The sequence below is a fragment of the Ruegeria sp. BI12 genome (assembly GCF_056537985.1).
In genome coordinates this window covers 155,153-172,084 of sequence record NZ_JBQFSL010000003.1, presented here as the reverse complement: position 1 = coordinate 172,084, position 16,932 = coordinate 155,153, and the positions used below count along the sequence as shown (strand labels likewise).

Sequence of the window (16,932 nt, the reverse complement as noted above, 5' to 3'; positions counted from 1 at the left end):
CTCATGTCTGAAGATCGTGGATTTCGACCCCGTGCACTGGGTGAAATTGCCATCCGCTGCGCCGATATGGCGGCCATGGTCGCGTTTTATGAAAACGTGATCGGATTGGAGCGTCTTAGCGGGGACCACAATAGCGCGATCACCTTCTTCCAAATTGCGCCCGGATACGGCGGCCACACGCAGGTTCTAGCGTTGTTTCACCACACTGCCGCCCCGCGACCAGGCCTGCATCCTACTGGATCGCAAAACCCGGTGACGGGTGGCGCGTCATCCCTGCATCATATCGCCTTGTCGCTGCCTTTCGGCGAACAAGAGGCGGTAATGCGGTGGTACGACGACCTTGGCCAGCCTTATCGGGTTGAGCAGTTTGGGTGGATCGGCTGGCGCGGCATCTTCACCGAAGACCCCGAAGGCAACACGGTCGAGCTGGTCGCATACGATCCGTCAATGTCGGATCAGGCCTGATAGGGCCGCACGAAAACGGGTTTGTTTTCTTCTGACAACTCGGGGCGGTATACGTAGCCGCCCGTATCGAAGTCCAACAGCCCTTTTGGGTCGTCCAGCCTATGCTGAATGATATACCGCGCCATCGCACCACGCGCCTTCTTGGCAAAGAAGCTCACGATCTTAGGCGTGCCGGCTTTGTCTTCCATGAAGACAGGCGTGACGACGCGCAGTTTCAGCGCTTTAGGCTCTACTGCACCGAAATACTCCTGGCTGGCGCAGTTCACCAGCACATCTGATCCAATCTCAGCACCTTGCGCATTCAGTGATTTGCTCAGTTGATCGCGCCAATACTCATACAGGTTCTTTCCGCGGCGGGTCTTAAGTTTGCTGCCCATCTCAAGACGGTAGGCCTGAATGGAATCAAGCGGGCGTAGCACGCCATAGAGGCCAGACAGAATACGAAGATGATCCTGCGCCCAAGCCATCTCCTCGGAATCCAGCGACGCAGCTTCCAGCCCCTGATATGTGTCGCCCGCAAATGCTAGCGCGGCTGGGCGCGTCGCATCCGCTTCGGGTGCGTCTGAGAATGCGCGATACCGGTCGCGGTTCAGGCGAGCGAGATCATCGCTCAGGTCCATCAGCTTTTTCAAATCACCCAGTGTCAGGTTGCGCGCTGTTTTTGACAAGCGGATGGCATCGTCCTGAAAGTCGGGCTGCGTGACTGCGACGTCTCGTTCTGCCCAGTCCAGCCTTTTGGCCGGGGAAATCACTACCAGCATATCCGCCCTCTTTCCTTGCCTGTTTTGGCGTATTTAGTCCGTCTGTTGCAGCACGTCCAGAAAGGCGGCCCCAAACCTTTCGTGACGGCGCTCGCCCAGAACGTGCTCTATCGCGCGGGGGTCGCCTGATCGCAGCTGTGCGACCTTGGCCAATTGCGAAGCAGAGCAGGTCAGAGGTTTGTCGATCCCGTCCGGACCCCGCGACAGCTGCGATTGCACTTCAAGAAGTTGATCATAGATATCGCCCTGTTCCCGACCAGCCAATTTTCGGCGCGCGGGATGAACGGCCTCGACCTCGCCAGCAATGACTTCAAGAAAGGTATCGCCGTAGCGTTCCAGCTTTTTCGCGCCGACCCCGCCAATTCGAGCCATGTCATCCAAAGACACAGGGCGTTTTTCGGCCATTTCGATCAGGGTGCGGTCGGGAAATATGACATAGGCCGGGACTCGCGCGGATTCGGCCAAAGCGCGCCTTTTGGCCTTGAGCGCCGATAACAGCGGCGCATCTTCCTCGGACACCATCATTTTGACCGCTGGACGGCGTCCCGCCTTGCGGAGTGTGTCCTTACGCAAGCTTATCTGCGCCTCTCCCTTCAGGATGGGTTTGGCGGCCTCGGTCATTTGCAGTGCGCCATGGCGTTCCGGGTCGGGGCGAACCAGGTCATGCCCCATCATCTGCCGGAAGATGGCCTGCCATTGCGGGCGCGACCACTCTTTGCCGACCCCATACGTCGACAGCTGGTCATGACGTCGCGCGCGAATTTTGTCGGTTTCGTTGCCTAGAAGAATGTCGATCAAGTGACCCGCGCCAAACCATTCCTCAGTGCGCAGGATCGCAGACAGGGCCATCCGGACGGGCGTGGTGCCGTCGAAAACCTCGGGCGGGGTGTCACACAGATCGCATTTTCCGCATGGTTCAGCCAATTCACCGAAATAGCCCAACAGAGTCTGACGGCGGCATTCCAAAGCTTCGGCCAAGCCCAGCAAGGCATTCAGGCGCGCGTGGTCAGCCATACGGCGTTCTGGCGGGGCCAACCCCTCGTCGACTTGCGAGCGGCGCAGGCGGATATCGTCGGGGCCAAACAGGGTCAGGGTCTCGGCGGGTCCGCCATCACGCCCGGCGCGACCGATTTCCTGATAATAGGCTTCGATAGACTTGGGCAGGTCCGCATGGGCAACCCAGCGGATGTCCGGCTTATCGATGCCCATGCCGAAGGCCACCGTAGCAACCACGATCAATCCGTCTTCGCGGGCAAATCGGGTTTCGACGATACGGCGATCTTCGGCCTCCATTCCGCCGTGATAATGGCAGGCAGAATGCCCCTCAGCGCGCAGCGCTTGCGCCAGAACCTCGGTCTTGTTGCGGGTGCCGCAATAGACGATTCCCGACTGACCTTTGCGGGCCTGGGCGAAATCCAGGATTTGCTTGCGGGGTCCATCCTTGGCGGCGAAAGCCAGATGGATGTTGGGGCGATCGAACCCGCGCAGGAACTTGTTGGGGGGTGTTCCGTCGAACAATTTCTCGACGATTTCATCTTGCGTTTCAGCATCTGCGGTCGCCGTGAAGGCGGCGAGGGGCACGTTCAACGTGCGCCGCAGTTCCCCAATCTGCAGGTAATCCGGGCGGAAATCGTGGCCCCATTGGCTGACACAATGCGCCTCGTCCACGGCGATCAGGTTGACGTTTATGCGCCGTAGCATCCCCAATGCTGACCCCGCTGCTAAACGTTCGGGGGCCATGTAAAGCAGCTTTAGCCGCCCGGCCTCCAGCGCTTCCCACACGGCATCGGTTTCCTCGGGCGTGTTTCCGGATGTCAGGGCACCGGCTTCAACCCCGGCCTCCTGCAATCCGCGCACCTGATCGCGCATCAAGGCGATCAGCGGTGAGATCACGACCGTCACACCATCGCGCATCAGCGCAGGCAATTGATAACACAGGGATTTGCCGCCGCCCGTCGGCATGATCGCCAGCACATTTTCGCCTGCGGTCACGGCATCGACGATCTCTTCCTGCCCGGGGCGGAAGTCGTCGAATCCAAAGACATCTCGCAGCATAGGTGCGGCGTCGAACATGTGCGGTGTTGCCCTGTTTTAAGGTCTATCTGCTCTTAAGACAGGACAATCACATACTAAGATTCGGTGAACAAGGCCTCAGACGAAATAGACCGCATTGTTGATCAGGATAATCCGCAGCGCATAAACAGCGACCAACACTATCAACGGCGTCAGATCCAGCCCGCCCATGTTGGGCAGAATACGACGGATCGGGCCGTAGATAGGCTCTAATATGCGGTTAAGCCCGTACCAGATTTGCGCCACCAGCTGTTGATGCAGGTTGAGAACCTGAAAGTTGATCAGCCAGCTCATGATCACATGGGCCAGGATGATGAACCAGACAATGTCCAGGATCAGCAGGAGAATTTGGATCAGCGACAGCATGGGCACTCCGTTTTCACATTTGCTGAGACGTAAGCGCCCCTGCGGCAAAGAGCAAGTGTAAGCCAACAGAACGCTTGCGAATTAGGCCAAAGACCCGTCTTATGAAAACAACGATAAACAGGGGCAGTCATGGCAGAAATTTCCAAGCGCAAGCGCATTTGGGGCTGGTGGTTTTTCGACTGGGCCAGTCAGCCGTATCACACCTTGCTGGTGACTTTTGTTTTTGGCCCCTACTTTGCCGGAGTGGCCGCCGGGTATTACGCCAACGCAGGTTTGGACGCAGATGCTGCCGCCGCGCAGGCACAGACGGTTTGGGCCAATTGCCTGACAATCACCGGTTTGATCATCGCGTTTGGTGCGCCGTTATTGGGGGCCATGGCCGATGTTTCGGGTCGCCGCATTCCGTGGATATTTGCCTTTTCGGTGATGTACGCCGTGGGCTCGGCTGCGCTGTGGTACACGTTGCCGGACGGATCGAATATGTGGCTGATGCTTTCGGCATTTGGCCTTGGCTTTGTGGGCGCGGAGTATGCGCTGATCTTTATCAACTCGCAATTGCCCGATCTGGGTGACGACAATGAGGTCGGCGAGATTTCGGGTTCTGGTTTTGCCTTTGGGTACTTTGGCGGGTTGATCTCACTTGCGATCATGCTGGCTTTGTTTGTTGAGCAGGGCAATGGCAAGACGCTGATTGGGATGGATCCGATGTTCGGGTTGGATGCCTCAACTCAGCAAGGCACGCGTTTCGTGGGGCCGTTTACGGCGGGTTGGTTCGTATTGTTCATGATCCCCTACTTCCTGTGGGTCCGAGACGACGCGCCCACAGACAAGAAAGGGAGCGTAAGCGAAGCGCTGAGTCTGCTGGCCAAATCGGTTTCCAATCTGCGCCACCGGGTCAGTCTGGCGACGTACCTTGGATCTTCGATGTTTTACCGCGATGCATTGAATGGCCTCTACAGCTTTGGCGGCGTTTATGCGCGTCTTGTGCTGGAATGGGACCTGATCAAGATTGGGGTTTTTGGCATTGTCAGCGTTCTGGCGGCGGCTGCATTTTCCTGGGTTGGCGGAAAACTGGACAAGAAATATGGCCCTAAACCGGTGATTTTAGTGGCCATCTGGGTGTTAATCTTTGTTTGCACCACCATCGTGTCGATGGATAGGACACAGATTTTTGGGATATCACTACCGGAAGGATCCGGCCTGCCTGATCTGGTGTTTTTTGGTTGCGGCGTACTAATCGGCGGTATGGGAGGTATTTTGCAGTCGGCCAGCCGCTCGATGATGGTGCGTCACACCGATCCCGATGCCCCCGTTGAAAGCTTTGGCCTTTATGGGCTGTCAGGCCGTGCCACCGCCTTTGCCGCCCCTTTGCTGATCGGAATTGCCACAACCGTAACTGGCAGCGCGAGACTAGGGGTGTCACCGATCGTTCTGTTGTTTATTCTGGGGCTATTCCTGATGCGCTGGGTGAAACCGGAAGGGGATCAGAGCAGATGATAATACTACGTTTTTTAGCAATACTGGCATCAATAACCCTAGCGAACACCGCCTCTGCACAGCCTCTGGCAAAGCAGTTGTTTGGGGCACAGAAAGTAAGTTCACAGCAAAAACCGGCGGCTTTCGGCAGTTATTCGCGCGGATGTGCTGCCGGGTCGGTGCAATTGCCCGAAACCGGGCCGACATGGCAGGCGATGCGGTTGTCGCGCAACCGCAACTGGGGGCATCCGGTTGCGATCGACTACGTTCAGGACCTCAGCAAATTTGCTGCCAGGCAGCCGGGATGGAATGGTCTCTATGTTGGGGATATCAGCCAGCCGCGCGGTGGACCGATGACTTCCGGGCATCGCAGCCATCAGCTGGGTCTGGATATCGACATCTGGATGTTGCCCGGCGACAACATGCGGCTGAGCCGCAAAGCGCGTGAGAACCTCTCGTCCATTTCGCTGCGCCGCTCCAACGGGGCATTTGTCAACGGCAACTGGACGCAACAGCACCACGCCGTTCTGCGCGAGGCCGCAAAGGACAAGCGCGTCGCACGAATTTTCGTGTTCCCCGGCGCAAAGGTCGAGATGTGTAAAAACGAAAAGGGCAATCGGGCTTACCTGCGAAAAATAAGGCCGTGGTGGGGGCATCATTATCACTTCCATGTGCGTCTGAAGTGCCCGCGTGGGTCCAAGGGCTGCGTTAATCAGGATCCGCCGCCAAAGGGTGATGGCTGCGCCGATGCACAGCAGTGGGTGAACAACATCCTCAACCCGCCCCCGCCTGACCCAAATGCACCTGCGCCCAAGAAACGGCGTGAATATCGATTGGCCGATTTACCTCAGCAATGCACGCAAGTTCTGCAATCCAACTGATCATCGCGGTATTGCTAGCCGGAGTGGCTTGGGCAGTTGATTACAAAATGCCCAACCATCTTGGCAGTTACACGTGGCGGCACACGGCCGAATGGTTCGGCGGGTTTTCGGCCATCCACCTCTCGGATGATGGCCGCCATCTGATTGGCATGACCGATCGGGCGACGTTGGTCGCTGCACAGGTCAGGCGTCGTGGCGATGAAATCGTCGGTATCGATATCACCGGAGATTGGCCGCTCATTTCCAGTACGGGGCGGGCCCTGATCGGCGGTGCCGGGGATTCCGAAGGTATTGCGATTGCGCCTGATGGTGGCTTCTTTGTCTCGTTCGAAAGCACGTCCCGTGTGGCGTACTACCCAGCACCAGGAACGAAAGCGCAGATTTTGCCGCGGCCCAATGCGTTCGATGGCTTTGCCGTCAACGGGTCGCTTGAGGCATTGGCCATTGATCAGCGCGGCCACCTTTTCACTATGCCCGAGGAAAACCGAACAGCGGCAGGCGATATCCCCGTCTATCGCTGGGACGGTCGGGCCTGGTCGACGCCTTTCGTCTTGCCGCAACGGGGAAAATTTCTACCGGTCGCAGCAGATTTCGGACCGGACGGAAAGTTCTACGTTTTGGAGCGCGATGTCGGCTGGATCGGGTTCCGTTCGCGTCTGCGGCGATGGCAGTTAGACGGCGACACCTTGCACGCTGAAGAGGTTCTGTTTCAAACGGGGGCCGGCGCGCATGACAACCTCGAAGGTTTGTCAGTCTGGCGCGATGAATCGGGCCGGCTGCGCGCTACAATGGTATCGGATGACAATTTTCTGGCACTTCAGCGCACCGAGCTGGTCGAATACACGCTGCCCGATTGACTTGCCTAAAGCAAAGGTCTAAACGCACGGCTTGCCTTGGGATGAGCCCTTGGCCAAGTCGCCGCTACCTTGTCAAAACGGGCATCTGAAAATGCAACGCGCTTATATACCCGGCATTATTGCCATGGCTGCCATTGTTGTGGCCTCGAACTTTCTGGTTCAGTTCCTGATCTTTGACGGGCTGCTTACCTGGGGTGCTTTCACCTATCCGCTGGCCTTTCTGGTCACCGACATCATGAACCGCGTCTACGGCGTGGCGACTGCCCGCAAAGTCGTGTTTGCCGGGTTTGTCACCGGTATCATCTGCTCGCTGATCGGCAGCCAGATTATGCTGCAGGGTGATGGATTCACCTATGCCGCTGTGCCGCTGCGAATCGCAGTTGCGTCCGGGACCGCATTCCTGCTCGCACAGCTCACGGACGTCACCGTGTTCAACTCATTGCGTGGCGGCCGTTGGTGGCGCGCGCCGCTGGTCTCGACCCTGATCGGTTCGGCGTTGGACACCACGCTGTTCTTCACCATCGCATTCTCGGCTTCGATCACCTTCTTTGGTGCCGACGCCGACGCCGCAATCAGCTGGGCGTGGGAGCCTGTACCATTCATGCTGACCGGCCCGATGGCGCCCCTGTGGGTAACGCTGGCCTTTGCTGACTGGCTGGTGAAATTGTCGCTGGCGATGATCGCGCTGATCCCGTTCAAAGTGATCGTCGCGCGGTTGACCGCTCAGCCGGCGTAAAAAAACACTTTGCGTTTCGTGCAACTCGTGGCACGATTCCAGTAACCGAAACAGTTTGAAAGGAGGTGATCCAATGTCGAGAAAGGGATTGGAGAAAGGTGTTGGAACAACCGGGGGGATCGCCTGTTAAGGCAGCCCTTGGCGGAGCGCTCGCTCCGGCTGGTCGATTGATCTAACCGACCCAACCTCCTGAGCTTTCGAAGGGCCGTCCCATTTGGGGCGGCCCTTTTTGTTTTTCTTTCAAGACTGTAAAGTCACGCTTATGTTGCGCATCACCGACGATATCACCCTGCAAGACTGGGAAATGACCGAGAGCTTTGTCCGCTCATCGGGCCCCGGTGGGCAGAACGTGAACAAAGTCTCCACGGCCGTTGAACTGCGGTTCGAGGCGGCGCGCTCGCCTTCGTTGCCCGATCCCGTCAAGTCACGGCTTAAGCGGCTGGCGGGCCGACGTTGGACCAAAGAGGGTGCGATCATCATTCAATGCGAAGAGACCCGCAGTCAGGCGCGCAACCGGGAAATTGCACGTACGCGCCTGGCAGAGCTTATTGTCCGCGCTACGATTAAGCCCAAGCGCCGTATCGCTACCAAACCCACCTATGGGTCGGTCAAGCGACGATTGGCTTCCAAAAAGGCACGGTCGGACGTCAAAGCTTTGCGCGGCAAGGTAGCCGAAGATTGATCTGGTATCTTTGTGGCGCATCGCTACTCTGATTTTGCGCAGCTGCAAAAGGACAAGATCATGAGGTTAGAGGGAAAAACCGCAATCGTGACCGGTAGTGCGTCAGGCTTTGGTGCCGGGATCGCGCGCAAGTTCCTGTCCGAAGGCGCGCGGGTCATGATTGCCGATATTAATGGCGATGCGGCTGAGGTTCAGGCCAATCAGCTGGGCCCGAATGCATTTGCTCATCAGGTCGATCTGGCCAACGGCGCATCGGTTCAGTCGATGGCAGACGTGGCCTTTGATCGTCTGGGTCATATCGATATTCTGGTCAACAACGCGGGGGTCACTCATATGCCTACCCCGTTAGAGGAAGTCAGCGAGGAAGACTTCGACCGCGTTTTCAACATAAATATGAAGTCCGTCTATCTGACGGCGCGCGCACTCGTTCCGCATATGAAATCGCGTGGTACTGGCGCGATCCTGAACGTGGCCTCCACGGCGGGGCTGTCGCCACGACCGAACCTCAACTGGTACAACGCCTCCAAAGGCTGGATGATTACCGCGACCAAGACGATGGCTGTCGAACTGGCGCCATCAGGCGTCCGGGTGAATGCCATCTGCCCGGTGGCGGGCGAGACACCACTGCTCAAATCCTTCATGGGCGAGGACACGCCCGAGATGCGGGCCAAGTTCCTGTCGACCATCCCGCTAGGCCGATTCTCAACGCCTGAAGACATGGCCAACGCGGCCTGTTTCCTGTGTTCCGAGGAGGCCAGCATGATCACCGGCACTGCATTGGAGGTCGACGGTGGCCGCTGCATCTGATCCGCTCTTCATCTGGCAAAAAAAATCCCTGCCGGAGGCAGCGCGCTTGCGTGCTCTTCTGCTCCAACATCTTAAAAACCAATGATCCCCGGACCCAGAAACCTGATCACTGACGTCCCTGGCCTTTTGGTTGGAAACGCTCAGGATGATGCACTCAAATCCGGCGCAACAGTTCTGACGGCCGCTGATCCGTTCACGGCCTCCGTTCACGTGATGGGCGGCGCACCTGGTACGCGAGAAACAGACCTGTTGGCGCCCGATAAGTCGGTGTCGCGTGTGGATGCGATCGTTTTGTCCGGCGGGTCGGCCTTCGGTCTGGATGCCTGTTCCGGGGTGGCCGATGCCCTGCGCGCACAACACCGCGGTTTTGAGGTTGGCAATGTCGTCGTCCCCATCGTTCCGGGGGCGATCCTGTTTGACCTGCTCAACGGCGGCGACAAAACCTGGGCCGAGAACCCCTATCGCGCGCTGGGGCGTCGCGCATTTGAAGGCGTGTCCGATCAGTTTGATCTGGGCACCGCTGGTGCTGGGACCGGGGCATTGGCTGCCATGCACAAAGGCGGGCTGGGATCTGCTTCGTTTGTGATGGAAAACGGGGTCACGGTTGGCGCCTTGGTTGCCGCCAATCCGCTCGGCAGTGTCACCACGCCCGGTGACCGTCATTTCTGGGCAGCACCGTTTGAAATGGGCGATGAGTTCGGCGGATTAGGGCCTGATACCAGTACTGGCCTCGGTCGCAGTATGACTAGCCGCAAAGCAACGGCAATGAGACCGACTGAACCGGACAAGGGCAATACCACCATTGCAATTGTTGCGACAGATGCCGCGCTGTCCAAGTCGCAGTGCAAACGGTTGGCGGTTGCGGCACATGACGGGATCGCGCGGGCGATTGTTCCCGCGCACACGCCGGGAGATGGCGATCTGGTGTTCGGCGTCAGCACGGGCAATCACCAGCTGTCCGAGGGCGAACTGGGGCTTCTCGGCCACGTGGCTTCGATCTGTCTGGCGCGGGCGATCGCACGAGCCGTGTTTTTGGCGGTCCCCGCGCTGGGAGATCTTTTGCCCTGTTGGTCCGACTTACATGACTTAAGTTAAGGACGGCCTATATGCCGCAGTGGCACAGTGCCCTCGCGCGGCAATCTGCGCGTTGACTCTTTTTTGCGCCGACGGTCCATTCGGTGCAGCCAATTCGTATCGGAGCAAAAGCTATGAATCGCATCCTCGCGACCGCAATCGCCGGCCTTCTGGCCCTTCCCGCATATGCCGAAGGTGACGCCGAAGCCGGCAAGAAGACCTTCAACAAATGCAAATCCTGTCACCAGATTGCCGACTCTGAAGGTGAAGTTATCGTAAAGGGCGGCAAAACCGGACCGAACCTCTATGGGATAGCAGGCCGGACCGCAGGGACCGTCGAAGATTTCAAATATGGCGATAGCATCGTTGCCGCCGGTGAAAATGGGTTGGTCTGGGATGAGACAACCTTTGTGGAATACGCAAAAGATCCCAAGGCGTTTCTGAAAGACTACTTGGGTGAAACCTCGGCCAAATCCAAGATGACCTTCAAGCTGAAGAAGGGTGCCGAGGATGTTTACGCCTATATCGTAAGCGTTTCTGGCGAATAAGTCGTCAGGCACAACTCCGCTCAAAGTGAAGAAAGGCCGCAGCCCCTGCGGCCTTTCGTGCGCTTGATAACCGCGTTGAACAGGGCCAATTTGAAAACGCACAGTTTTTCGTGCAATGCACGCATAGCTTCGCAGAGCCAAGCCGACCTGGCGGCAGCCAATCTCAAATTTCCGGCGCTTCAGGCGGATCGGCAGCAGGAGACGACAGATGGGAATCATGATCCCGGCCTGGGTTGATGGCGAATTGACCCCCGTGGACAAGCTTGAGGCGCACGAAAAGGGCCTGCGGCACAAGGCGGTGTCGGTCTTTGTCGTGCGCGGGACCGAGATTTTGATGCAGCGTCGGGCGTTGGGCAAATATCATACCCCCGGTCTGTGGGCGAATACCTGTTGCACCCATCCCGATTGGGGCGAAACACCATCTGTTTGCGCTGTGCGCCGTTTGCGCGAGGAATTGGGAATCTCCGGACTTTATCCGGAATACCGACACCGGCTCGAATATCACGCTGATGTTGGCAACAACATGATCGAACACGAAGTGGTTGATATCTTTCTGGCCCATGTACGCGGCCCGCTGAAGATTGAGCCCAACCCGGAAGAGGTTATGGAAATCCGCTGGGTCGATTATCACGATCTTCTTGCCGAAGTGCAGCGGTATCCCGAGCGTTTTACGCCGTGGCTCAAGATCTATTTGCACAATCACGCCGATACGATATTCGGCCCGGATCTGATAATCTCGGCCACCTCCTGACGGCTACGCCTTGCAAGGGCCGCTCAAGCCGCATAAATCAACGCCTCATGGCCAAGCAAAAGACAGACCCGAATTACAAAGTCATCGCCGAAAACCGGCGTGCGCGTTTCGATTATGCAATCGAGGACGATATCGAGTGCGGCATCGTGCTGGAAGGGTCCGAGGTCAAGTCTCTGCGAATTGGCGGTTCGAACATTGCCGACAGTTATGCCTCGGTCGATGATGGTGAGTTGTGGCTGATCAACAGCTACATCGCGCCTTACGAGCAGGCCAAGACGTTCAAGCATGAAGAGCGTCGCCGTCGCAAGTTGCTGGTGTCGCGAAAGGAATTGTCGAACTTGTGGAATGCGACCCAGCGCAAGGGCATGACGCTGGTGCCGTTGGTTCTGTATTTTAATCACAAGGGCATGGCCAAGATCAAAATCGGCATCGCCAAGGGTAAGAAAACCCATGACAAGCGTGAAACCCAGGCCAAACGTGACTGGTCACGTCAAAAGCAGCGGTTGATGAAGGATCACAGCTGATCCTTCATTCCTTTCAGAACGCCATTGCTGCCGAAACCGCACGCTTCCAACGGTCATAGGCTGCGTCGCGCTCTTCAGACGAAAGTTCTGGTTTAAAGCGGCGATCCAGCGCCCAGGTTTCCGCAAATCCCTGTTGATCCGGATAAACACCCGCGCGCATACCGGCCAGCCAGGCTGCGCCCAATGCGGTGGTTTCCTGCATCACTGGCCTGTCGACCTCTGCGCCGAGGTAATCTGACAATCCCTGCATCGCCCAGTCGGACGCGCTTGCCCCGCCGTCCACCCGCAGCGTGACGTCAGTATCCGCGCCCCAATCGCCCTGCATGGCGTGCCACAGATCGCGCGTCTGGTACGCGATGCTTTCCAGTGTTGCCTTGGCAAATTCGGCGCGGCCCGAATTCCGCGTCAGTCCGAACACCGCACCTCGGCAATCCGGTTTCCAGTAAGGCGCACCGAGACCTGTGAAGGCAGGCACCAGCACCACGTGCTGGTTTGGGTCTGCCTTTTGGGCCAGCTCACCGCTTTCTGGCGCGGATTCGATGATCTGCAACGCATCACGCAGCCATTGAACGGCAGCTCCGGCTACAAAGATCGACCCTTCCAGCGCATAGGTCCGTTTGCCGTCTAATTGATAGGCGATGGTGGTCAACAGACGGTTCTTTGACTCGACCGGTTTTTCCCCTGTGTTCAGCAGAGCAAAACAACCGGTGCCATAGGTCGATTTCATCATGCCCGGCTGGAAACAGGCCTGCCCGATTGTGGCGGCCTGCTGGTCACCGGCCACGCCCAAAATAGGAATATTTCCCCCAAACAGGGTCGTATTTCCAAAATCTGCCGCGCAATCGTGTACTTCGGGCAGCATGTTTATCGGAACGTCCAACAGATCACAAATCTCGGCGCTCCACTCGCCCTTGTGAATGTCGAACAGCAGGGTGCGCGCAGCGTTCGTGGCGTCGGTGGCGTGGCTGCGCCCTTCAGTCAGGCGCCAGATCAAAAAGCTGTCGATCGTGCCGAACATCAGCTCTCCGGCCTCGGCCCTTTCCCGCGCTCCGGGGACGGTGTCCAGCAACCATTTGACCTTGGTGCCCGAGAAATAGGGGTCCAGCAGCAGCCCGGTCTGGGCGGTCACGTCATCCTCGCACCCGGCCTGCTTGTAGCGGGCGCAGATCTCGGCTGTTCGACGGTCCTGCCAGACGATGGCGTTGTGGATGGGCTCGCCGGTGGTGCGGTCCCAGACCAAGGTGGTTTCCCGCTGGTTGGTGATGCCGATACCCGCGATCTGATCAGAGGTTACCCCGACACTGTCCATTACTTCGCGGCAAACCCGCAGGACGCTGTCCCAGATTTCCTCTGCGTCATGTTCGACCCAGCCTTCCTGCGGGAAGTGTTGGGTGAATTCGTGCTGTGCGGTGCCTGCGCGCTGCATGTCTGCGTCGAACAGAATTGCCCGCGATGATGTGGTGCCCTGATCAATGGCAAGAATATAGGTCACGCCTGCGCCCCTCCCGTTTCGTTTTGCGGGACTTTAGCGCAAACAATGACACACGTGCCAGAGCGTTCAGACAGGAATGTTGTCGATCAGTCGCACCCCATCGGCCCAGGCTGCGGCGAACAGACGGGCAGGACGGTTGGCGTGGGTCAGAGGTTCCAGCGTTTCGGCACAGCGCAACTGGATGTATTCCACTTGCGTGAACCCGGCGGCCAGCAGATCGGTTTCGGCCTGTAAGGCTAACGGATCAAACTGTGCGCCGTTATTCAGCGCCGCCGCCAGCTCACGCATGATCCGGTTCTTGTGGGCAGCAACGTCCAGCCCTTCAGGCGACAGGCGCAGGTTGCGCGAGGACATGGCCAGACCAGAGGGTTCGCGAACCGTCGGGCATCCAACGACTTCGGTCGGAATGTCCAGATCGCGGGCCATGCGGGTTACGATCATCAGCTGCTGATAGTCTTTTTCCCCAAAATAGGCTCTATCCGCCTGCGTTTGCAGGAACAGTTTGGCCACAACTGTGGCGACGCCGTCGAAATGTCCGGGACGGAATTCACCTTCCATCACATCGGTCAGGCCCGCGACGGAAACGGTGGTGGCAAAGCCCTGCGGGTAAATCTCTTCGGGCTCCGGGACATAGATCGCATCAACACCAAAGGGCGCCAGTTTTTCGGCATCCTCGTTTTCGGTGCGGGGGTATTTCGCCAGATCCTCGGGGTTGTTGAACTGTTTCGGGTTCACAAAAATCGTGACGATCACGCGGTCGCAGTTCGCCTTTGCGGCCTCAACCAGCGACAGATGCCCCTGATGCAGCGCACCCATGGTCGGAACCACGCCGATCGCCTCTCCTTTGCACTTCCAATCCGAGGTCAGAGCGCGCAGATCAGCCAGGCGCCGAAGGATTGGGGCAGTCATGTCTTGGGCCCTTTGGCCGGAGCTTGATCAGCAAAGACATGTTCGTCCGCCGGGAAGCTTCGCGAACGTACTTCGGCGGCGTATTCGGCAATTGCGGCTTCGGCCAATGGGCCAAGCTCAGCATAACGTTTGACGAATTTCGGTTTGAAGGCCGTGAAAAAGCCAACCATGTCGTCCACAACCAGTATCTGGCCGTCGCAGCCGGCAGAGGCCCCGATGCCGATGGTCGGGATCGCGATTTCTGCCGTAATCTGATCGGCCAGACCCTGTGGGACTTTTTCCAGCACAATGGAAAACGCGCCCGCCTCGGCCACAGCACGCGCATCGTCCAGAACGGCCTCGGCTTGTTCGTCGCGGCCCTGAACCTTGTAGCCACCAAGCGTGTTGATCGACTGGGGCGTCAGGCCGATATGCGCCATGACGGGGATGCCGCGCTTGACCAGAAAGCGGATGGTGTCGGCCATTTCGACGCCGCCTTCCAGCTTGACTGCACCTGCGCCAGTTTCAGACATCAGCCGGGCGGCGTTCCGGAATGCCTCGGCAGGCGAATGCTCATAACTGGCAAAGGGCATGTCGATGACCATCATCGCACTTTCCAAACCGCGCGCGACAGCCTGGCCATGCATCACCATCATCTCCATCGTCACGCCCAGCGTTGATTCCAGCCCGTGCAGCACCATGCCGACACTGTCGCCCACCAGCACAAAATCGCAATGGTCATCCATCAACCGCGCCATCGGCGTCGTATAGGCGGTCAGGCTGACCAGCGGCTCGCCGCCTTTGCGGGCGCGAATATCCTGCGCATTCGGGGCTTTTTTGCGGGCGGTGGCGCTCATTGTCGCTCCTCCGATTGTCATGTTGCAGCGCGGCATAACAGATGGGAACGGGCTATAGAAACCCCGGTTGCGCGAACATTTCCTTGAATGACCTAAGGTTTAAAGGGAAATTGGGTGCAGAAAGGCCCAAAATACAACAGGGGTCCAGTTTTCAGCAGGGAGTAATTTACATGACAAAGCAGACATTTCGGTCCTTTGCCTCGGTGCTGGCGGTCAGCGCCAGCCTGTTTGCCACGCAGGTTTTGGCCAAATCTGACATCACCATTGCGATGCAGCTTGAACCGCCGCATCTGGACCCGACCAGTGCTGCAGCGCAGGCCATCGATTCGGTGGTTTATACCAATATCTTTGAAGGACTGACCCGTTTTATGGGCGACGGCTCGGTGGTTCCCGGACTGGCTGAAAGTTGGGAAATTTCTGACGATGGTAAGGTCTATACCTTCAAGCTGCACGATGGGGTGACCTTTCACGACGGCACCACGATGGATGCCGAAGACGTTAAGTTCAGTCTGGATCGCGCCCGATCCGAGGACAGCGCAAACGCGCAGAAAGCCCTGTTTGCGGGGATCGAAAATGTCGAAGTGGTCGACCCACTGACCGTCAAGGTGACCCTATCCGAGCCGAATGGGAATTTTCTTTTCAACCTGGCCTGGGGCGACGCGGTCATTGTCGCGCCCGATAGTATCGAGGGCATCAAAACCAATCCCATTGGAACCGGGGCCTTTACCTTTGGTGAATGGGTGCAGGGTGACAGCATTACCCTCAACCGCAACCCGAACTATTGGGGCAATCAACCCGCGTTAGAGACTGCAACCTTCAAGTTTATCTCGGACCCGACGGCGGCTTTTGCCGCGATGATGGCGGAAGATATTGATGTGTTCGACAATTTCCCCGCGCCAGAAAATCTGCCTCAGTTTGAGGCCGATCCCCGTTTTCAGGTGCTTGTCGGTTCGACTGAAGGGGAAACCATCCTGTCTACAAACAACAAGATGCCCCCTTTCGATGACATCCAGGTGCGTCAGGCATTGGCACATGCCATCGATCGTCAGGCGATCATTGATGGAGCGATGTTTGGCTATGGCACGCCTATCGGCACCCATTTCGCGCCGCACAATCCGGCTTATGTCGATTTGACCGGGAACTCGGCCTACGACCCCAAAAAGGCTGCCAAGATGCTGGCTGATGCGGGTTATGCTGATGGATTTGAGACAACGCTGCACCTGCCGCCGCCATCGTATGCCCGGCGGGGGGGCGAGATCGTTGCCGCCCAACTGGCTGAAGTCGGGATCACGGCCAATATCGTCAACGTCGAATGGGCCCAGTGGCTGGAATCGGTTTTCAAAGGCAAGGATTTCGGCCTGACTATCGTCAGTCATACCGAGCCGATGGATATCGGCATCTATGCGCGGCCCGATTATTACTTCCAATACGACAGCACCGATTTCCAGGCGCTGATGGACACGCTGAATTCGACCACCGACCCCGAGGAACGCACCCGCCTGCTGGGTGAGGCGCAGCGCCTGATCTCAAGCGATTACGTCAATGGCTACCTGTTCCAACTGGCCAAACTGGGTGTTGCCAAGGCCGGCGTTCAAGGGCTTTGGGAAAACGCACCAACAGCCGCAATCGATCTGACGCAGATCAGTTGGTCCGAATAAAACAAGGCAGGGGCCTCTGGTTCAAGGCCCCTGCAT

General features: G+C 57.9%; 18 protein-coding genes. 12 read left to right on the top strand and 6 right to left on the bottom strand.

Features of this window, described 5'->3' with window-relative positions; all coding sequences use genetic code 11:
* The first annotated feature begins 3 nt into the window (after positions 1-3).
* Positions 4-465 (top strand): VOC family protein, encoded by a 462-nt coding sequence (locus tag ACR0AK_RS19805; RefSeq protein ID WP_480794664.1) that lies wholly within the window; start codon positions 4-6, stop codon positions 463-465.
* Here the strand turns inward: ACR0AK_RS19805 and yaaA are convergent.
* The 3 genes from yaaA to ACR0AK_RS19790 form a co-directional block, all read right to left on the bottom strand.
* Entirely contained in the window at positions 456-1,226 is a 771-nt protein-coding gene (gene yaaA / locus ACR0AK_RS19800) for a peroxide stress protein YaaA (RefSeq protein WP_480794663.1), read from the bottom strand. The two genes, ACR0AK_RS19805 and yaaA, sit on opposite strands and share 10 nt — an antisense overlap.
* A 33-nt stretch (positions 1,227-1,259) precedes the next feature.
* Positions 1,260-3,299, bottom strand: coding sequence for a DNA helicase RecQ (recQ, locus tag ACR0AK_RS19795; RefSeq protein ID WP_480794662.1), 2,040 nt, complete (start codon positions 3,297-3,299; stop codon positions 1,260-1,262).
* Between the two features lie 78 nt (positions 3,300-3,377).
* Positions 3,378-3,665, bottom strand: a complete 288-nt coding sequence (locus tag ACR0AK_RS19790) for a YggT family protein (protein ID WP_170561880.1) — start codon at positions 3,663-3,665, stop codon at positions 3,378-3,380.
* A gap of 129 nt (positions 3,666-3,794) precedes the next feature.
* Here ACR0AK_RS19790 and ACR0AK_RS19785 point away from each other — a divergent pair, with 129 nt between their 5' ends.
* From ACR0AK_RS19785 to smpB, 10 genes are all read left to right on the top strand, one after another.
* A complete protein-coding gene (locus ACR0AK_RS19785; protein ID WP_480794661.1) occupies positions 3,795-5,162 on the top strand; it encodes an MFS transporter in 1,368 nt (455 codons plus the stop codon).
* Complete coding sequence (gene mepA, locus ACR0AK_RS19780) at positions 5,159-6,022, top strand: penicillin-insensitive murein endopeptidase (RefSeq protein WP_480794660.1); 864 nt, start codon at positions 5,159-5,161, stop codon at positions 6,020-6,022. Before ACR0AK_RS19785 ends, mepA begins: the two co-directional genes overlap by 4 nt.
* On the top strand, positions 5,995-6,879 hold the full coding sequence (locus ACR0AK_RS19775; RefSeq protein WP_170561890.1) for an esterase-like activity of phytase family protein: 885 nt from the start codon (positions 5,995-5,997) through the stop codon (positions 6,877-6,879). The genes mepA and ACR0AK_RS19775 overlap by 28 nt, the downstream gene beginning before the upstream one ends.
* A 91-nt stretch (positions 6,880-6,970) precedes the next feature.
* Positions 6,971-7,615, top strand: a complete 645-nt coding sequence (locus ACR0AK_RS19770; RefSeq protein ID WP_170561893.1) for a queuosine precursor transporter — start codon at positions 6,971-6,973, stop codon at positions 7,613-7,615.
* Positions 7,616-7,877: 262 nt separating this feature from the next.
* Positions 7,878-8,297 (top strand): alternative ribosome rescue aminoacyl-tRNA hydrolase ArfB, encoded by a 420-nt coding sequence (gene arfB, locus ACR0AK_RS19765; protein WP_480794659.1) that lies wholly within the window; start codon positions 7,878-7,880, stop codon positions 8,295-8,297.
* A gap of 60 nt (positions 8,298-8,357) precedes the next feature.
* Positions 8,358-9,104 carry an SDR family oxidoreductase gene (locus ACR0AK_RS19760; RefSeq protein WP_480794658.1) on the top strand — a complete coding sequence of 249 codons (747 nt, stop codon included), beginning with the start codon at positions 8,358-8,360 and terminating at the stop codon, positions 9,102-9,104.
* An 81-nt stretch (positions 9,105-9,185) separates the two neighbouring features.
* Positions 9,186-10,199, top strand: coding sequence for a P1 family peptidase (locus ACR0AK_RS19755; protein WP_480794657.1), 1,014 nt, complete (start codon positions 9,186-9,188; stop codon positions 10,197-10,199).
* Between the two features lie 113 nt (positions 10,200-10,312).
* A complete protein-coding gene (locus ACR0AK_RS19750; RefSeq protein WP_170561906.1) occupies positions 10,313-10,726 on the top strand; it encodes a c-type cytochrome in 414 nt (137 codons plus the stop codon).
* Between the two features lie 208 nt (positions 10,727-10,934).
* Positions 10,935-11,477 carry an isopentenyl-diphosphate Delta-isomerase gene (idi, locus tag ACR0AK_RS19745; protein ID WP_170561909.1) on the top strand — a complete coding sequence of 181 codons (543 nt, stop codon included), beginning with the start codon at positions 10,935-10,937 and terminating at the stop codon, positions 11,475-11,477.
* A gap of 47 nt (positions 11,478-11,524) precedes the next feature.
* Positions 11,525-12,001, top strand: a complete 477-nt coding sequence (gene smpB / locus ACR0AK_RS19740; RefSeq protein WP_170561912.1) for an SsrA-binding protein SmpB — start codon at positions 11,525-11,527, stop codon at positions 11,999-12,001.
* A gap of 13 nt (positions 12,002-12,014) precedes the next feature.
* On the opposite strand, the gene glpK is transcribed toward smpB, so the two are convergent.
* The 3 genes from glpK to panB all read right to left on the bottom strand — a co-directional run bounded on the left by glpK (position 12,015) and on the right by panB (position 15,238).
* Positions 12,015-13,493, bottom strand: coding sequence for a glycerol kinase GlpK (gene glpK / locus ACR0AK_RS19735; RefSeq protein ID WP_480794656.1), 1,479 nt, complete (start codon positions 13,491-13,493; stop codon positions 12,015-12,017).
* 66 nt (positions 13,494-13,559) lie between these two features.
* Positions 13,560-14,402, bottom strand: coding sequence for a pantoate--beta-alanine ligase (gene panC / locus ACR0AK_RS19730; RefSeq protein WP_480794655.1), 843 nt, complete (start codon positions 14,400-14,402; stop codon positions 13,560-13,562).
* Positions 14,399-15,238: a 3-methyl-2-oxobutanoate hydroxymethyltransferase gene (gene panB, locus ACR0AK_RS19725; protein ID WP_480794654.1), complete on the bottom strand. Its 840-nt coding sequence runs from the start codon at positions 15,236-15,238 to the stop codon at positions 14,399-14,401. Before panB ends, panC begins: the two co-directional genes overlap by 4 nt.
* Before the next feature lie 170 nt (positions 15,239-15,408).
* On the opposite strand from panB, the gene ACR0AK_RS19720 reads away from it, so the two are divergent.
* The gene (locus tag ACR0AK_RS19720) at positions 15,409-16,896 is read left to right on the top strand and encodes an ABC transporter substrate-binding protein (RefSeq protein ID WP_480794653.1); all 1,488 of its coding nucleotides are present in this window, start codon (positions 15,409-15,411) and stop codon (positions 16,894-16,896) included.
* Positions 16,897-16,932: the final 36 nt, after the last annotated feature.

Coding starts and splice junctions, on each gene's coding strand:
- ACR0AK_RS19790 (WP_170561880.1), bottom strand. CDS start 3,665: ATGCTGTCGCTGATCCAAATTCTCCTGCTGATCCTGGACATTGTCTGG.
- ACR0AK_RS19775 (WP_170561890.1), top strand. CDS start 5,995: ATGCACGCAAGTTCTGCAATCCAACTGATCATCGCGGTATTGCTAGCC.
- ACR0AK_RS19785 (WP_480794661.1), top strand. CDS start 3,795: ATGGCAGAAATTTCCAAGCGCAAGCGCATTTGGGGCTGGTGGTTTTTC.
- smpB (WP_170561912.1), top strand. CDS start 11,525: ATGGCCAAGCAAAAGACAGACCCGAATTACAAAGTCATCGCCGAAAAC.
- yaaA (WP_480794663.1), bottom strand. CDS start 1,226: ATGCTGGTAGTGATTTCCCCGGCCAAAAGGCTGGACTGGGCAGAACGA.
- panC (WP_480794655.1), bottom strand. CDS start 14,402: ATGACTGCCCCAATCCTTCGGCGCCTGGCTGATCTGCGCGCTCTGACC.
- arfB (WP_480794659.1), top strand. CDS start 7,878: ATGTTGCGCATCACCGACGATATCACCCTGCAAGACTGGGAAATGACC.
- ACR0AK_RS19750 (WP_170561906.1), top strand. CDS start 10,313: ATGAATCGCATCCTCGCGACCGCAATCGCCGGCCTTCTGGCCCTTCCC.
- ACR0AK_RS19760 (WP_480794658.1), top strand. CDS start 8,358: ATGAGGTTAGAGGGAAAAACCGCAATCGTGACCGGTAGTGCGTCAGGC.
- panB (WP_480794654.1), bottom strand. CDS start 15,238: ATGAGCGCCACCGCCCGCAAAAAAGCCCCGAATGCGCAGGATATTCGC.
- ACR0AK_RS19805 (WP_480794664.1), top strand. CDS start 4: ATGTCTGAAGATCGTGGATTTCGACCCCGTGCACTGGGTGAAATTGCC.
- recQ (WP_480794662.1), bottom strand. CDS start 3,299: ATGTTCGACGCCGCACCTATGCTGCGAGATGTCTTTGGATTCGACGAC.
- ACR0AK_RS19720 (WP_480794653.1), top strand. CDS start 15,409: ATGACAAAGCAGACATTTCGGTCCTTTGCCTCGGTGCTGGCGGTCAGC.
- mepA (WP_480794660.1), top strand. CDS start 5,159: ATGATAATACTACGTTTTTTAGCAATACTGGCATCAATAACCCTAGCG.
- ACR0AK_RS19755 (WP_480794657.1), top strand. CDS start 9,186: ATGATCCCCGGACCCAGAAACCTGATCACTGACGTCCCTGGCCTTTTG.
- ACR0AK_RS19770 (WP_170561893.1), top strand. CDS start 6,971: ATGCAACGCGCTTATATACCCGGCATTATTGCCATGGCTGCCATTGTT.
- idi (WP_170561909.1), top strand. CDS start 10,935: ATGGGAATCATGATCCCGGCCTGGGTTGATGGCGAATTGACCCCCGTG.